We start from the raw sequence: 16,033 nt of genomic DNA, 5'->3' as shown, positions 1-16,033 counted from the left end.
GTCGTCAGCAGGGAAAGAACTTCTAGGGAATTTGATCCGCAGAGTCAACTGCTTTTTGAATTATTGTTTATGTAATCGAGCTTTTCTTGTTTGTTGCGTATTATTAACGCGTGTAATTGCTGATCTCGAAGAAGATCATCCGTATACCAGAGGGACTACCTCCCTTATCCAGATCGAGAGCAGAAAAGCACCCACGACATTCAAAAGCATTCCAAGCAGCAGCATGGCCCGTAACGAAACCCCGCGCATCTCCCCCACTGCCAGACTGTTGCATGGTGTAGCTACAGGGGTCATAAAAGCGCAGGTCGAGGCTGTAGAGACCAGAATCAACAAAGGCAGCTGCTCCAGCGCACAGATTCCTGCCATATGGACAACCACAGCAAAAAAGGCTGTAGATACAACCGTATTGCTTAGAAACTCAGTTAACATGATTACTGCAAAGGCAACAGCGAGATATACCGTAAACCCGCCGCAACCATCCTGCTCAATGTATTTGAGCAGCAGGGAAAAGCCATCCGCGGCATGTTCATCCAGCCTGAAAAACCCGGCCAGGACAAGAAGAAGTCCCAGCGCACCAAGAAGAACAATACCCCGCTTAGGCAACCGGTGTATCAGATCACGCGGACGGACCAGACCAGTCCCGAAGACATAGCCGCAAAACAACAGAGTGAAAATACCTGCGCCAAGCGGTTCATATTTCCGAAGGACAGGACTGAATTCTGCTGCAATGGAGGAAAGCAGCCAGTAACCGATGTAGACGGCCAGCACAGCAAGCCCCCTTGCATGACTCGGGCGAAACGGCAGCACAGCGATTTCTTCAGTGTAAAATCGCATTTTCCGATCATTAAGAGCCACGCAGGCAACACGCCAAGCAACAACGAGGAACAGCAGCACCAAAGGGAGAGCCCATTCAAACCAATTGAAAAAAGAGATTTCGCCCCTTCCCGGCACATCAAAATAATCAAGGACACCAATGAGCAGCATATTCGCAGGGCTGCCTATCAAAGACCCCATGCCGCCGATATTGGCCCCGTAAATTATCGACAGGGTCAAGGGAGTTGTCAGATCAGGAGATTTTTCCGCCAGCCTGCGGATAACCGGAAGCATCGCCAGCACTGTGACCGCATTGGGAATAAACATGGAGAGCCCTGCGGAAACAGCTATGAGTGACAGCAGTAACGCATCCGCCCTTCCCCGGCTGAAGCGGACTGCCCTAGCGGCCATATAGCCGGGCAGACCGGCTCCGGACATAACCAGATAGAGCAGGTAACCGGTGGCGAAAAGCAGTATCAGGGGTGTTCTTTCATATATATAGATGGCCGAAACTTCCATGCGGACTCCGCCTTTGTATTTTCTTCACATTTTTTTTGCATGTGGATATGCTTTCGTCAACGATCCGATAACGCAAGATTTTTTCGTATTCCGATGCCGAGCTCATCTCGTCCGGTGAATCTTCGTTGTTGACGTTTGCCCTGAAAAATAAATAGGACCGTTTCTTTACTCATATATACTACAGGTCAGGATACCATGTCTGAATTTGTTCATCTCCACGTCCATACCGAATACAGTCTGCTTGACGGAGCCATCCGCATCAAGGACTTGTGCCAGCAGGCCAAGGACTTCGGCATGCCGGCAGTAGCCATAACCGACCACGGCTCCATGTTCGGAGCGGTTAACTTTTACATGACCGCCATGGAAATGGGCATAAAACCGATCATCGGATGCGAAGTATATGTCGCCCCCGGTGACATTGATGACGAAAACGCACACAAGAGCAAGGAAAAGCGCGAGCGCTACCACCTCGTACTGCTGGCCAAGAACCAGCAGGGCTACAAGAACCTGATCCGACTTGTCTCGCTGGGCTATCTGGAAGGGTTCCACTACAAACCGAGAGTCAGCAAATATCTGCTCAACAAATACAGTGAAGGGATAATCGCCCTTTCAGCCTGTCTTGCCGGGGAAGTGTGCCGTTCCCTGACGCAGCAAGGTCTTGATGCAGGTGTTGATATGGCCCGGCAGTACGCTGAAATCTTTCCGAACAACTTCTATCTGGAAATCCAGTGCAACGGTGTACGTGAACAGGAACAGGCCAACGACCTGCTCATCCAGTGCGCCGAACGCACCGGGCTTCCTCTGGTGGCAACCAACGACTGCCATTACCTGACTCAGGATGACTACGAAGCCCACGACCTGCTGCTCTGCATCCAGACCCAGAACAAGGTGGACGACGTAAAGCGCATGCGCATGGAAACAAACGAACTTTACTTCAAGCCGCCCGAAGAGTTTGAGCAGTATTTCGCCCATGTACCGGAAGCCATTGCCAACACCCAGCGCATTGCCGAAATGTGCAACCTTGAGATTGAGCTCGGCAACTACTACTTCCCGGAATATGAACTTCCAGAAGGGATGACACTTGATACTGAATTTATACGGCTGTGCCGGGAAGGTCTGAAAAAACGCATTGAGAACGCCCCTTACGAAATTGATGAAAAGAAATACTGGGACCGCCTTGAATACGAGCTGGGAGTCATTACCGAGATGGGCTTTCCGGCCTACTTTCTCATCGTGCAGGACTTCATCAACTGGGCCAAGAACAACCGCATCCCCGTAGGCCCCGGACGAGGATCGGCAGCTGGTTCCATTGTGGCCTGGTCTCTGCGCATAACCAACCTCGATCCCCTGCCTTACGATCTTCTGTTCGAAAGGTTCCTCAACGTGGAACGTGTTTCCATGCCTGATATCGACGTGGACTTCTGCGAACGCCGCCGTCTGGAGGTTGTAAAATACTGCTCCGAAAAATACGGATGGGACCACGTTGCCCAGATAACCACCTACGGCACCATGAAGACCAAGGCGGTAATCAAGGACGTGGGCCGTGCCCTGGGCATGCATTTTTCCGAAACCGATCCCATCGCCAAGCTCATTCCGGACGATCCGGGGGTCATCGCCCAGCTTCTTGGGGTAAAAAAGGCCAAGATTACCGTGGAAAACTCGGTAAAGGCCATCCCCGAACTGCAGAACATGGTGGACACCGACCCCAAGATAGCCAAGCTCATGGATATCGCCAAGCGTCTGGAAGGAATGTCGCGCCACGCCTCCACTCATGCGGCCGGGGTCGTTATCTCCGACAAGCCCATGACCGACTACCTGCCTCTATATCGCGGAAAAAAGGGTGAAATCGTAACCCAGTACGACATGAAAAAGGTCGAAAAAGTCGGCCTGATCAAGTTCGACTTTCTGGGACTGCGCACCATGACCGTCATTGAGGATTGTCTGGATATCATCCGCGATCAGGGCAAGGAAGCACCTGATCTGGACACCCTTTCTCTGGATGATCCGACCACATTCGAAATTTTCAGTCAGGGCGATACGGACGGGGTCTTTCAGGTTGAATCATCCGGCATGCGCAAATACCTGCGCATGCTCAAGCCGAACTGCTTTGAGGACATCATCGCGATGCTCGCCCTCTACCGTCCCGGCCCTCTCGGCTCCGGAATGGTTGACGAATTCATCAAACGCAAGCACGGGGAGATTGAAGTAACATATCTCTGGCCCACTCTGGAACCGAGTCTGGCTGCCACATACGGTGTCATAGTCTATCAGGAGCAGGTTATGGCCGCGGCAATGACCATTGCCAACTACTCCCTCGGTGAGGGTGACCTGCTGCGCCGGGCCATGGGTAAAAAAATTCCTGAGGAAATGGCCAAGCACAGGGTCCGTTTTCTGGACGGTGCACGGGAAAACAAGATTCCCGAGGAAACGGCCAACGCCATCTTCGACCTCATGGAACAGTTCGCGGCTTACGGCTTCAACAAATCACACTCGGCCGCGTACGCGCTTATTTCTTACTACACAGCCTACCTCAAGGCTCACTTTCCGGTGGAATTCATGGCAGCGCTCATGAGTACTGAAATGAACAACACCGAAAAGATCATCATGTACATCAATGCCTGCCGGGATATGGACGTAACCGTACGCCAGCCGGACATAAATCTGGGCATGGCCCGTTTCTCGGTGTACGAAGGCGACATAATCTACGGCATGGCCGGAATCAAGAACGTTGGCGAGGAAGCTATTGATGAAATCGTGGCCGAAAGAAAGAAGAACGGACCATTCAATGACCTCGTTGATTTCTGTACAAGGGTCAACCTGCGCCGGGTAACGAAGAGGGTCATGGAATATCTGATCCGGGCCGGGGCCATGGACTCCCTCGGTGTTTCAAGAGCAGGACTGATCGCCTCTCTGGACAAGGCAGTTGCATACGGCCAGAAAAAGACCAAGGAAAAGGAATCCGGCATGATAAACATGCTGGACATGCTCGGCGGAGCGGAAGACAGCACGGAAACGCCGACCATCTCCTTTGAAGAATTCAACATGCCGGAAATGGATGATCAGGAAATGCAGCGTCTTGAAAAGGAAGCTCTCGGTTTCTACCTGACCTGCCACCCGCTGCTCTCCTTCAGACACGAAATGAACCGGTTAGGTCTGGTTACAATTGAAGATTGCAAGCAGATGGGCAACGGATCTCAGGTTCGCCTCGGCATAGTCATCCCCTCCTACAAGGAATACATCACCAAGAAAGGCGACAAGATGGCCTTCTGCCAGATGGAAGACATGACCGGGGCCGGTGAATTGACCATGCTGCCGAACACATATGAGGTTGCAGCCAAATTTCTGGATCAGGACCAGCCCCTGCTGGTCAAGGGCAAGATAGACCTGCGCGATCAGGAAAACGGAGACTCCGATGGGCCGAAACAGGCCAAGGTTCTGGCGGAGGAAGTGACTCTGCTCGAATCCGCCCAGGCTGGTTGCGAGGAAGCAGTCCCTCTCCCCGTTCACCACACTCTTTGCACCCAGGAAGGAATCGAAGAATTAAAAGCGATCCTCAGCGGCTATCCCGGCTCCGCTCCGGTCACACTGCAGCTGTTTCTGGATGAAGCCATCTGCTCCCTGCGGCTTGGACACGGCTACAACATCCGCCCCAACGGAGATTTCTGGCGGGAATTCAACCAGTGGCGCAGAAACGGTAACGGCCGGAAGGCTGCGGTACAATAAAAATACCCGTGCCGAAACGGGATTTGATACCCTGTTCTCTTTAGGGTAGAAGAACCCTCCGCAGGGACTTCCGGACCGGACACAAATTCATGGAGAAAGATATGAGCAAAGGCAAATGGCGCCTCAAGGTGAAAAAGGAATTCAGCGCAGCGCACCAACTGCGCAACTACGGCGGAAAGTGCGAAAACATGCACGGGCACAACTTCGGCGTTGAGCTTGAAGTGGAAGGAGACAGGCTGGACGACCGGGTTGAAATTCTGGTGGACTTCAAGGTTCTCAAAAAAGAACTTGGCGAAGTGCTGGACACTCTGGATCACAAGCACCTGAACAGCATTCCGTATTTCGAGCACCGCAACCCTTCTTCTGAAAATATCGCCCGGTATATCTATGAAGAGATGAAAAAAAGAATCGCCACGGAACATGTCCGGGTGGTTTACGCCTCTGTTTCGGAAAAGGAATCCTCTGTCGCAACTTATTTTGAGGATTAGAAAATGCGGCTTGTCATACAGCGTACCAGCCGGGCCCGCGTAGATGTCGCAGGCTCTACAGTCGGCGAGATCGGTCCGGGGATAATGGTTCTGGTCGGATTCGGGGGCGATGATGACGAGAATCTTCCCGACTCCAAGGTATGGAACACTCTCATAGATAAAATGATCGGCCTGCGCATTTTTGAAGACGAGGAAGGGCGCATGAACAGGTCGCTTGCGGATATTTCCGGCGACATGCTGCTGGTTTCCCAGTTCACCCTTTACGCTTCATGCAAAAAAGGACGCCGTCCCTCCTTTACGGAAGCAGCGCAACCGGATCTTGCCCGCCGGCTTTTCGATCTTTTCGCCGCTCAGGCGGCATCCAAAGCGCCTGGGAAAGTCGCCACCGGAGAATTCGGAGCCATGATGAATGTGGATTTCGTAAACTGGGGACCGGTGACAATCATACTGGATTCAAAAGATTTTTCCTGATTTTCCGGTTTTGGCTTGACATCTTTTGCTAAAACGTGAGGATTAGGTATATTAAATAGAGACGTGTTTCGGGAGTCCTAATCAACAGCAACCGAAAAGACCGGCTGAGCGCCGGGAATTCCATCTGGAGCATTCATGCATAATTTCGTGCTGGCAGCAGTTCCCACCCCGGAGGAAAGCAGGGAGGTTGCGCGCAAGGCCATCCACATTCTCAAACAATACATAGCGGATGAAGACCTGCTTCACGACATAGATCTGGTGCTGACCGAGGGATGCTCCAATGTCGCGCGCCACGCCTATGAAACGGATGCCCCCTGTAACAGGCTGGAACTGGCTGTTACAGTCGTTCCTGGAGAACACGTCATTTTCGAGATTTCAGATTGGGGAAAAGGCATCTGCGCCAAAACGATAGATTTCACCATGCCTGCGCCGGAAGCGGTTGGAGGGCGCGGCATGTTCATAATGTCCGAACTGATGGACTCGTTTGAACTGATCCAGGAAGATGGCAAAAACACAATCAAGCTGACCCGCAGAATAAAGGAAGAACAATGGCAGAGGAAAGAATAATGGTAACTGACGGCACCCTTACTCTGAAATGCGGTCGGGAAATAACAATTGAAACAATATATGATTTCAAGGAGCAGGTTGAACTCAAGAGCGAAAGCCCTGAGGTAACGACAGTCATTGCCGATCTTTCAGAAGCCAGATTTCTGGACAGCTCCGGCATAGGCTTTCTTGTTTCCCTGAACTCCCGGCTTAAAAGCAACAACAAGAATATGTACCTGCTCAATCCCAGCGAACAGATATGCAAGACACTGGAACTGGTGCGGCTGATCTCATTTTTTTCCGTGATTGAAGATGAACGGGAAATTCCATAAAATTCAGCACAGCTCCCGGAGTTCCAAACATGCCCTGCCTGAGACATTATTTTGATCCAGACTTCGACCACCTCAACCTCAAGCCTATAGAAAATGTCGACGGCAGCGTAGACTACTACAATATGGGCTACGTCCAGAGTGTTATCACCGGTCAGGTTCTGGCTCAATGGACACCTGAAAACGAAGACCGCTCCTGTCCAGCCGATTACCGCAGATTTCCAGTAAAAAAATTTCCGAAAGGCCCGAACACAAAGGTTAACCCGGACAATCCCGACCAGCTCATCGCCACCAGAAACGGCTATGTTTTCTACAACGAAAAAGGTCTTATCACGGTCAAGGAACTCCTGAATGTAAGAGGGGATGTAAGTCTTTCCACTGGAAACATATTCTTTGTAGGCGACCTTGTAGTACACGGCTCCATAAAATCCGGGCTTGACGTAAAAGCCAACAATATAAACGTCAAGGGCGTAATAGAGCAGGCCAACGTGCACGCCGCAGGCTTCCTGAAGTGCAATGGCGGAATCAAGGGAAACAGCAAGGGCCATGTCGAATCGAGGGAAACACTGCGGACGGCCTTCTGCGAAAATGTCACACTTGTAAGTGGTGGAAATATTATCATTGATAAAAACTGCATACACACTAAAATATATTGTGAAGGCAAATTTGCAGTAAAAGGTAGATTTGCCGGGGGCAAATGTTATAGTGGACAATATGTCTATGTAGGGGAACAGCTTGGCGGAGGACTCAGTACACAGGCTCAGATCATCGTAGGCTATAACCCTCTGCTTCTGTTGCAGATAGACAAAATTTCAGCCCAGATATCCATCCTCATGGCCGATGTTGAAGACGTGCAGAAGTCCATGAGTAACGGTATCTACACAACTGACGACTTTACGCGAAAGATTGAGAAGAACGAGATGAAAATCAGATTTCTCAAAGGCAAGAAGAAGCAGTTGTGGAACAGGATACGGCAGACGGAAAACCTTGAAAACTGTCGCATCATGGTTGGGGGAAGGATAAAACCGGGGGTGGAAATAAGCATCGGTCCGGCTTACATGCAGGTCGATCAACCTCTGGAAAACGTATTCTTTTACTATAAAGACAATGAAATCAAAGTGGGGTCACCCGCTTTAAAAAAATAATACACTATGGATATTGCAACCTTAATCGGAATTCTGGGGGGCTTCGGCCTCATTGTCGCCACCATCATAATGGGCGGCAACGCCGGCGGTTTCATCGACCCTCCTTCCGTTGTAGTTGTTTTCGGGGGAACATTCGCTTCGGCGTTTATTATGTTTCCCATGGGAGTTGTCCTCAAATCTTTCAAGATTGCGCTCAAGGGCTTTTTTGCCAAACCGAACGACCCCAAAGCCATCATCGACCAGATTGTTGCTCTTGCCGAAACGGCCAGAAAAGAGAGCCTTGTGGCGCTTGAAAAGGTCGCCATAGACAACGAGTACCTGAAAAAGGGCATTATCCTCGTTGCCGACGGAACAGACGGAGATCTGGTCCGCTCAATCATGGAAATCGAGATAGATTTCATGAAAAAGAGGCACTTTCAGGGTCAGGGTGTATTGAAAGGCATGGGGACCATGGCCCCGGCATTCGGGATGATCGGGACACTCATAGGGCTCGTGCAGATGCTTTCAAACCTGAGCGACCCGGACGCCATCGGTCCGGCAATGGCGGTTGCGTTGCTGACGACTCTTTACGGCTCCATTCTAGCCAACGTTGTATTTCTCCCGCTGGCTAAAAAGCTGGAAGAACGCTCGTTTGAGGAATCTCTGTTCATGGAAATAATGGTTGAAGGTGTAGTGGCAATCCAAAAAGGAGAACACCCCTCAATCGTAAAGGAAAAACTGCAGGCATTCCTTGCACCGGCAATGCGCGATGCCTCTTCCTAGCAGAGACACATGCTATGCAGCACACCGGAATCCGGAATAAGCCATGGCTAAAATAGTTGTTATCAAACCCAAAGATGACAGCCCACCGCCGGAAGAGGGGCTCCCTCCGTGGATGGCCACGTTTGCGGACATGGTTACCCTGCTGCTTTGCTTTTTCGTACTGCTGCTCTCTTTTGCAAACAATGACGTTGCCAAATTCAAGGAGCTCCTAGGCTCTATCCGCGATGCTTTCGGGGTAACGGTGGAAAGAAGGGAGGCAGATAACCTGGCCCTTGTTCCTTCCGATCTGAAGAGGAAGGAAATAAAAATGGATAGCAACGACAAGCGGCTGCTGGGACTGGTTCTACGCATCAAGGCCCTCATCAACGAAGATGATGCCACCCGCAAATCCACCGGCGTGAAAGCGGATCAGGACGGTGTTCTGGTAAGCACGGACACAGCATCTCTTTTCCAGCCCGGCACGGCTCAGCTAAAACCGGGGGCAACCAAGGTTCTGGACAAGGTGATCAGCATAATGAAGGACCACAACTACAATCTGGTGGTGCGCGGTCACACCGACAATCAGGAAACCCCTTCCAGAAAATACCCGACCAACTGGGAACTCTCCTCTGCCCGAGCGGCAAGTGCCCTGCGCTACATCATAGAAAAAGGCGGCATAGAGCCCAAACGGCTCAAAGCTGTAGGATATGCGGACACCCAGCCTCTGGTAAAAAACGATACTGAAGAAAACCGCAGAAAGAACCGCAGAGTGGAATTCTATTTCCACAAACCGGCCCGTGATACGTGGTAACTAAAATGGCCGGATACAGTGCAGAACTCCTCACCGATGAATCCGGACCTTATGATGTTCGCATCATTCGAGACGGCAAAACTCAGCATATGTGGGGCAAATTCGGCCGCAGAAAGGAAACGGAACTTGCGGAAACTGTCGCCGAAGACGAAGTCCCCCTGCTGGCCGGGTCCGGAATAGGGATTGCTGCGGAATTACTTGCCGCCCGCAGAGACAGACCGCTGCTCATACTGGAAACAGAAAAAGAGATTCTCGAAGCAACCGGTCTGCGCGGCAGGCTGCCGGATTCCCCCAATGTGGTCTGGATTACAGATTCATCACCAGTTGACGCTGCACGACAGATCAAAAAATTTTCCACATCCGTTGACCGCGGAGTCAGATTCCTTAAAATCCCGTTCTACCTGCGCCTGTCCCCCTTCTATCTGCAGGTGGAAAAACTTCTTCAGGACAACGGCAATGAAGAAAGCGCACCCTTGCCTCGGCCGAAATTCCAAGGCTCTGCTCCACGCATACTGCTATTGACCAGCCAGTATTTCCTTATGGGGGAAATCGTCGCCGCATGCCAGCGCCGGGACATTCCGCACATGCTCATAAATATGGACGCCAAGGAAATGGATCTGGACCATTTCGTGGAGCGTATTTCAACGGCTTTATCCTCTTTCCGACCGGATTTCGTACTCACGGTCAACCATCTGGGGGTGGATCAGGAAGGAGTGCTGAACTCCCTGCTGCATAAATTCAAAATCCCGCTGGCATCCTGGTTCGTGGATAATCCCATGCTCATCCTGCCCCTGTATAAAGCGCAGGCAGACACATCCACCACAATTTTCACCTGGGACGCAGACAGGATGGACGCCCTCAGGGAAATGGGCTTCAACAATATCTTCCATCTTCCGCTGGGCACGGACCAGACAAGATTTCTACCTTCAAAAGTCTGTTCGGAAAGCAAGTGGGCACGAGACATCTCCTTTGTCGGCAACTCAATGGTTCACAAGACAGCCCGCAGACTTGAGGCAGCAAGGCTCAACGGTCCTCTCCTTGAAAAATGGAAAGACATTGCCGGCGCTTTCGGGGAAAAATCGGAGCCATCGGTTCAGAACTTTCTACGCACTGATTTTCCACATCTTCTGACTCATTATGAAAATCTTGTTTCACCCTACCGAAAGCTGGCCTTTGAAACTCTGGTCATCTGGCAGGCAACGCTGGAATATCGCCTTTCATGCGTAAAAAAGACACTCCCGTACAACCCGCTCATCGTCGGAGATGACGGTTGGAAGCTGCTTCTGGCCGGGTCCGATTCGTGGGAATATCACAGTGAACTCTCCTACTACGAAGACCTGCCGCGCTTTTACCCCTGCTCGAAAATTAATTTCAACTGCACCAGCCAGCAGATGAAAGGGGCCGTAAACCAGAGAGTCTTCGACGTGCCTGCCTGCAACGGCTTTCTACTTACCGACCATCGTTATCAGGTGGAAAATCTTTTCGAGCCCGGCAGGGAAATCGCAATCTATTCCACGCGAGATGAAATTCCGGAACTTATCGAAAGATATCTAGGTGACCGGGAAGCGCGAGAAAGAATAATAAAAGCGGCGCGAAAAAGGATTCTGGCCGAACACACCTATGATTGCCGCATAACAAAACTCGTTGAATGCATGCGCCAGGTGTATGCCTGATCAGAATTAATCCAGCATATTTCGTCATAAAGCTCCTTTGGTGACACCTCTGTTCTGATTTATCAGTAGGACTCGAAGCAAAAAGTCTCTCCTACCGGTTACAAATAACCATGCACAAAAAAAGACAGTGTACGGTTTCGCACACTGTCTTTTTAATGTTTAAAATGATCCTTCCTGATCAGAAGAAGCAAAGAAGCCCCTCCCCTCGGGAAGAGAAAGAATCCGCAATCAAAAGCTTCAACATTTCCATTTTAGCAGGCGTCTTTGCTCACCTGTTTTCGCAACTGCAAATGTTACTTGTCTCCGTGATCCTCGTCATTATTCTCCGCAGGCTGCCAACTGCAGCTTTTCTTACCGGAGCCTCACGGGGCAATGCCCAACTTGGGAATAATAACTTTTACGATTAACAAGACTACGGCAAAGACAGCCAGAAGTCCGAGAACATCATTCATATTAAACCTCACAAGACTTATCGGGTTTCTTTTTCTGAATTAAGTTCTACATAAAATTTGTCAATAAGCAAACATCAAAACAATCTAAATTTTAAATACCAGTCTAAATGTATTCCAGTCAAGAATCATCCAAGTTTCACGTAAAAGCTGAATACGGACCCTTCCCCTACTTTGCTCTGCACATTCATTTCCCCGCCCATCAACGACACAAGTTTGCGGGAAATGGGCAATCCCAGTCCGGTGCCGCCGTATTTCCTGCTGGTAGAGGAGTCCGCCTGAGTAAAGCTGTCGAAAATCATACCTATTTTCTCACCGGAAATACCAATCCCGGAATCTCTGACAGAAAAAAGAACTCTACCATCGTCGCGCATGGAAAGCTCCACAGCAACGGAGCCGCCGGAGGTAAACTTGATTGCGTTGCTTATCAGGTTATTCAAAACCTGCCTTATCCTGGCGGGGTCACCCACAACCTTTTCCGGCACATCATCAGCCACCGAAAAAGTAAGGGCTATATTTTTCCGCACGGCATCATTATGAAACACATTAACGACCCGCCCCACCATCTCCCGCAGTAGAAATGTCTGGTGCTCAATTTCAAGATGCCCGGCCTCGATTTTCGAAATTTCAAGAACATCGTTAATGATGGACAGCAGGGCTTCGCCGGCAGTACCGGTTATTTTTAAAAATTCGCGCTGTTCCTCATTGAGATCTGTTTCATTCAAGAGTTCCACCATGCCCAGTATTGAATGCATGGGGGTACGCAATTCATGACTCATATTCGCGAGAAACTCACTCTTCACTTTGCTGGCCGCAATCGCCTTCTCCCTTTCTTCCTGCAACCTCTCAAGCGTCTTATTTATGGCCACGGAAAGATCGGTAAGTTCATCGTTCCCGCTCAGTAGAACACTGCGGGTATAGGGCCCGACAAAATATTTACCTTTCAACTGGGACTGCAGGAACTTCACCCGGGTAACAAAATTCAGGTTTACAAGTACACCGGTGGCTATACCAATGACCACGACAGCTCCCAGAAAGCAGATCACGAAAATTCTGGTCATGGAGCTGCCTATTCTGTATGCGTCCCGGTTTATTTCCAACCGCAGAAGCACAAGAGGCCTTCCGAAAATATCATCCAGGGACTTGAAGCCCTGTATGGTTTTGTCACCGGCTTTAACATCACTGAAAAAGACCGCGTCCGTATTATTCCTGCCGAGATTGCTGAAAGCAAGTTTAAGCAGCAACTCGTCACCAAGGCGGCTGATGGCGGCATCACCAAAAAACCTGCCCATAAGCATAGTCCCGCGTGAAGGCCCCTCTATGTTGCTGTTCAGGACTTTCTGAACCGAAACCATCATGATCTTGTGCCCTACCCGGATCAACCCGGATTTACCCAGATCAGTACACTGATTTATTAACTTCCTGCCGTTGCAGCCATCCTTTTCAAAACATTCAAGCTGAGCTGCAGCTTCATCCGAACTCTTCTCGACGTAGATTCTCCCACCCCGATCAAAAAATACGAGCAGGTCAAGATTAAGGTTGATCATGACATCGTCGGTCAGGTTGGATTCAATGTACTTTTGGCTCCTATGCTCCATGAACTCATAGCTATCGTCCCACCAGGCCCAGTCACGGCAGGAATTTTCCAGCGCCTGGACGTGCGCAGAGATTGCATAGGAGGCCCGGGTCAGGTTTTCTTCCATGAGTACTTTTTCAATCTTGCCGGAGCTGCGCTCCGTAAGCAGCGAGGCCCCCAGCCACGCCACAAAAAAAATAACCGCGCAGAAGAAGAAAACACCGACAACACTTTTACCATTCAGACCTAAGCGCATTCACACCTCATGTTTGTTACCAGTGAAATTCTACCATACCTCCCCGGAAGAAAAAAAGAAACCGGACTTAAGTCCGGTTTCAAAGAATTCCATATGGTGCAGAAAAGCTAGATAACGCTCCAGACCGGTCCCTGAGGGGTGTCCTTCACTTCAATACCGAGCTCGGCCAGTTCATCCCGGATTTCATCCGAACGGGCAAAATCCTTATTTTTTCTTGCATCCTGACGCGCGGCGACAAGCTCTTCAACCCGTGAAACGTCAATTCCCTTGCGTTCAAGCATGCACTGCTTCAGATTTTCCAGAAAGACAGCAGGTTCAGCGGTAAAAATACCCAGAACTTCTCCCCACTTTTTCACATCTTCCAGAATACGAGCCCAGGCGTCACGCCCGCCCTCGCTCTTACGCCATGATTTTTCCTCGCCGATACGCCCAGCCAGACGGATCAGGGTAAAAATATGCCCCAATGCCGCAGCGGTATTCATATCGTCTTCCATGGCCTCGGCCCAGCCCTTTTCGGCTTCCGCGATTTCATCCGTAACCTCTGCAGGCAGGGCAGCCTTGGACCATTTGGTCTTCTGCAGGGCTTCCGCCGTCTGCTCCAGAGCAGTGTAAACCCTGCGGATTCCCTTTTCCGCCTCTTCAAGGGCATCAAACGAAAAATCAAGAGGGCTGCGGTAGTGCATGGTCAGCAGGAAATAACGCAATGTTTCGGGCAGGAACTTGCCCAGAATATCGCGGATGGTAAAAAAGTTGCCCAAAGATTTGGACATCTTTTCGGAATTGATCTGCACAAAACCGTTATGCACCCAGAATCGGGCCATTTCCTTACCGGTAGCAGCTTCGCTCTGGGCGATTTCATTCTCATGGTGCGGAAAGCTCAAATCCTGACCGCCGCCATGAATATCGAAAGGCAGAGGCAGATATTTTTCACTCATGGCCGAACACTCCAGATGCCAACCGGGACGGCCCTGTCCCCACGGACTTTCCCAGGAAGGTTCACCCGGCTTTGCCGCCTTCCAGAGAGCAAAATCCAAAGGATCTTCTTTTTCTTCACCCGGCTGTATACGCGCACCGGACTGCAGGTCTTCGATATTACGGCCGGAAAGCTTTCCATAATCGGCAAAGGAACGGACCTTGAAATAAACGTCGCCGGAAGGAGTAGGATAGGCATGTCCGCGCTCGATAAGAGTGGAGGTGAGCCTGATCATTTCCGGAATGTGCTCGGTACATTTGGGCTCAATATCTGCGCGCAGAATATTCAGCCTGTCCATGTCAACGTAAAATTCGCCGATAAATTTTTCAGCCAGCTCGGTGGCGGTCACACCCGTTTCATTTGCCCGGTTGATTATCTTGTCGTCAATATCCGTAAAGTTCCGAACAAAGGTAACATCATACCCCTTGAAACGCAGGTAACGAACCAGAACATCGAAAACCACGGAAGAACGGGCATGCCCGATATGGCAGAGGTCATAGGCAGTTATACCGCAGGCATACATGTTCACCTTGTTTCCGTCTAAGGGAACAAATTCTTCTTTCTTGCGTTTGAGCGTATTATAAAGGCGCATAGCCACTCCTTATTTTCTTGAATAAATTCGATCGGACCTGAACTGTTACAGATTTTCGGCTTCCACCGTTACCCCGTAGATGCCCAGCAATTCCTCAAAATCGCGGCCCATGAACAGGTACAGAAGTGGAACAGGTTCTTCGGGGTCCACCCTGAACACCAGCTTGCCGGGGTTATCAATAAATTTTTGCAACCCGGCGTAAAAATTTTCCGCATAACCGTTTCCGAGACTTCTGGCTTCCTGTATTCGAAGCTGCAGCCGTTCCCGCAATCTGGCCTTTATTTCCCCTATTCCGAGCTTTTCGTCGGAGGCCGAAAGTTCAAGCACCCTTCCGGTCAGGGAATGATCATGATAAACCAGCCCTCCGTCAAGCATGCTCACCCCGATCATCCCGCTAAGTCCCGGACTTTGCAACTTCATGTCGCCAAGGTCAAATCCTGCGCTTATCCGGCAGATATCCGAACCGTCAAAACCGAGATTCTTAACTGAAAGGCGTCTTGTCCGGTCTTCATATATGTAGTCAGCCTCAAGGTCAAAATTAAGGCTTTCATAACCGAGCTTCCGGATCTCCGAGGCATAGGAACCGAAATTCATGAAATCAACCGGAACGGAAACATTTTTCACGCTTCCCTTGAAAAACAAGGGTACATCATGTTCCCGGTCAAACTTCTCGATTACGATCTCGTCTGCCGAAAGGCTTGATCCCACCGCAAAATCGCAATGAACTCCCCAGATATGAAATGTGCGGTCAAAAGGATTTATTATTGCCCGCTCAAAATCAAACCGCACTACATTGCTGTAGCGCCCGGCAACCTCTCTGACCTTTGCCGCAGAAAAATCCTCAAGAAAAAAATACCCGCCGGCCAGAAGTCCGGATAGAACAACCAGAACAGCAAGCAGTTTCCATAAGGTTTTTCCGCTGCCCATC

Annotated in this window: 13 protein-coding genes; 9 read left to right on the top strand and 4 right to left on the bottom strand. The window is 50.3% G+C overall.

Annotated features, from left to right (window positions below; translation table 11 throughout):
- Window positions 1-135 precede the first annotated feature (135 nt).
- Window positions 136-1,332, bottom strand: coding sequence for an SLC13 family permease (locus ACKU4E_RS15740; RefSeq protein WP_320172034.1), 1,197 nt, complete (start codon window positions 1,330-1,332; stop codon window positions 136-138).
- 195 nt (window positions 1,333-1,527) lie between these two features.
- Here ACKU4E_RS15740 and dnaE point away from each other — a divergent pair, with 195 nt between their 5' ends.
- The 9 genes from dnaE to ACKU4E_RS15695 all read left to right on the top strand — a co-directional run bounded on the left by dnaE (window position 1,528) and on the right by ACKU4E_RS15695 (window position 11,259).
- Complete coding sequence (gene dnaE / locus ACKU4E_RS15735; RefSeq protein WP_320172033.1) at window positions 1,528-5,055, top strand: DNA polymerase III subunit alpha; 3,528 nt, start codon at window positions 1,528-1,530, stop codon at window positions 5,053-5,055.
- Between the two features lie 101 nt (window positions 5,056-5,156).
- A complete protein-coding gene (gene queD / locus ACKU4E_RS15730; RefSeq protein ID WP_320172032.1) occupies window positions 5,157-5,543 on the top strand; it encodes a 6-carboxytetrahydropterin synthase QueD in 387 nt (128 codons plus the stop codon).
- A 3-nt stretch (window positions 5,544-5,546) separates the two neighbouring features.
- Window positions 5,547-6,014 carry a D-aminoacyl-tRNA deacylase gene (gene dtd, locus ACKU4E_RS15725; protein WP_320172031.1) on the top strand — a complete coding sequence of 156 codons (468 nt, stop codon included), beginning with the start codon at window positions 5,547-5,549 and terminating at the stop codon, window positions 6,012-6,014.
- A gap of 135 nt (window positions 6,015-6,149) precedes the next feature.
- Complete coding sequence (locus ACKU4E_RS15720) at window positions 6,150-6,581, top strand: ATP-binding protein (RefSeq protein WP_320172030.1); 432 nt, start codon at window positions 6,150-6,152, stop codon at window positions 6,579-6,581.
- Window positions 6,563-6,892, top strand: coding sequence for an STAS domain-containing protein (locus ACKU4E_RS15715; RefSeq protein ID WP_320172029.1), 330 nt, complete (start codon window positions 6,563-6,565; stop codon window positions 6,890-6,892). Before ACKU4E_RS15720 ends, ACKU4E_RS15715 begins: the two co-directional genes overlap by 19 nt.
- Before the next feature lie 29 nt (window positions 6,893-6,921).
- The gene (locus ACKU4E_RS15710; RefSeq protein ID WP_320172028.1) at window positions 6,922-8,034 is read left to right on the top strand and encodes a FapA family protein; all 1,113 of its coding nucleotides are present in this window, start codon (window positions 6,922-6,924) and stop codon (window positions 8,032-8,034) included.
- Between the two features lie 6 nt (window positions 8,035-8,040).
- Window positions 8,041-8,796 (top strand): MotA/TolQ/ExbB proton channel family protein, encoded by a 756-nt coding sequence (locus ACKU4E_RS15705; protein ID WP_320172027.1) that lies wholly within the window; start codon window positions 8,041-8,043, stop codon window positions 8,794-8,796.
- A gap of 43 nt (window positions 8,797-8,839) precedes the next feature.
- Entirely contained in the window at window positions 8,840-9,586 is a 747-nt protein-coding gene (locus tag ACKU4E_RS15700) for an OmpA family protein (RefSeq protein WP_320172026.1), read from the top strand.
- Window positions 9,587-9,591: 5 nt separating this feature from the next.
- Window positions 9,592-11,259: a glycosyltransferase gene (locus ACKU4E_RS15695; RefSeq protein ID WP_320172025.1), complete on the top strand. Its 1,668-nt coding sequence runs from the start codon at window positions 9,592-9,594 to the stop codon at window positions 11,257-11,259.
- A 577-nt stretch (window positions 11,260-11,836) separates the two neighbouring features.
- Here the strand turns inward: ACKU4E_RS15695 and ACKU4E_RS15690 are convergent.
- The 3 genes from ACKU4E_RS15690 to ACKU4E_RS15680 form a co-directional block, all read right to left on the bottom strand.
- Window positions 11,837-13,540 (bottom strand): CHASE4 domain-containing protein, encoded by a 1,704-nt coding sequence (locus tag ACKU4E_RS15690; RefSeq protein ID WP_320172024.1) that lies wholly within the window; start codon window positions 13,538-13,540, stop codon window positions 11,837-11,839.
- A gap of 107 nt (window positions 13,541-13,647) precedes the next feature.
- On the bottom strand, window positions 13,648-15,105 hold the full coding sequence (cysS, locus tag ACKU4E_RS15685; RefSeq protein WP_320172023.1) for a cysteine--tRNA ligase: 1,458 nt from the start codon (window positions 15,103-15,105) through the stop codon (window positions 13,648-13,650).
- Between the two features lie 45 nt (window positions 15,106-15,150).
- Window positions 15,151-16,032: a hypothetical protein gene (locus tag ACKU4E_RS15680; RefSeq protein WP_320172022.1), complete on the bottom strand. Its 882-nt coding sequence runs from the start codon at window positions 16,030-16,032 to the stop codon at window positions 15,151-15,153.
- Window position 16,033 lies beyond the last annotated feature (1 nt).

Source organism: Maridesulfovibrio sp. (assembly GCF_963677005.1).
Taxonomy (GTDB): domain Bacteria; phylum Desulfobacterota; class Desulfovibrionia; order Desulfovibrionales; family Desulfovibrionaceae; genus Maridesulfovibrio.
This window is presented reverse-complemented; position numbering and strand designations above follow the sequence as displayed.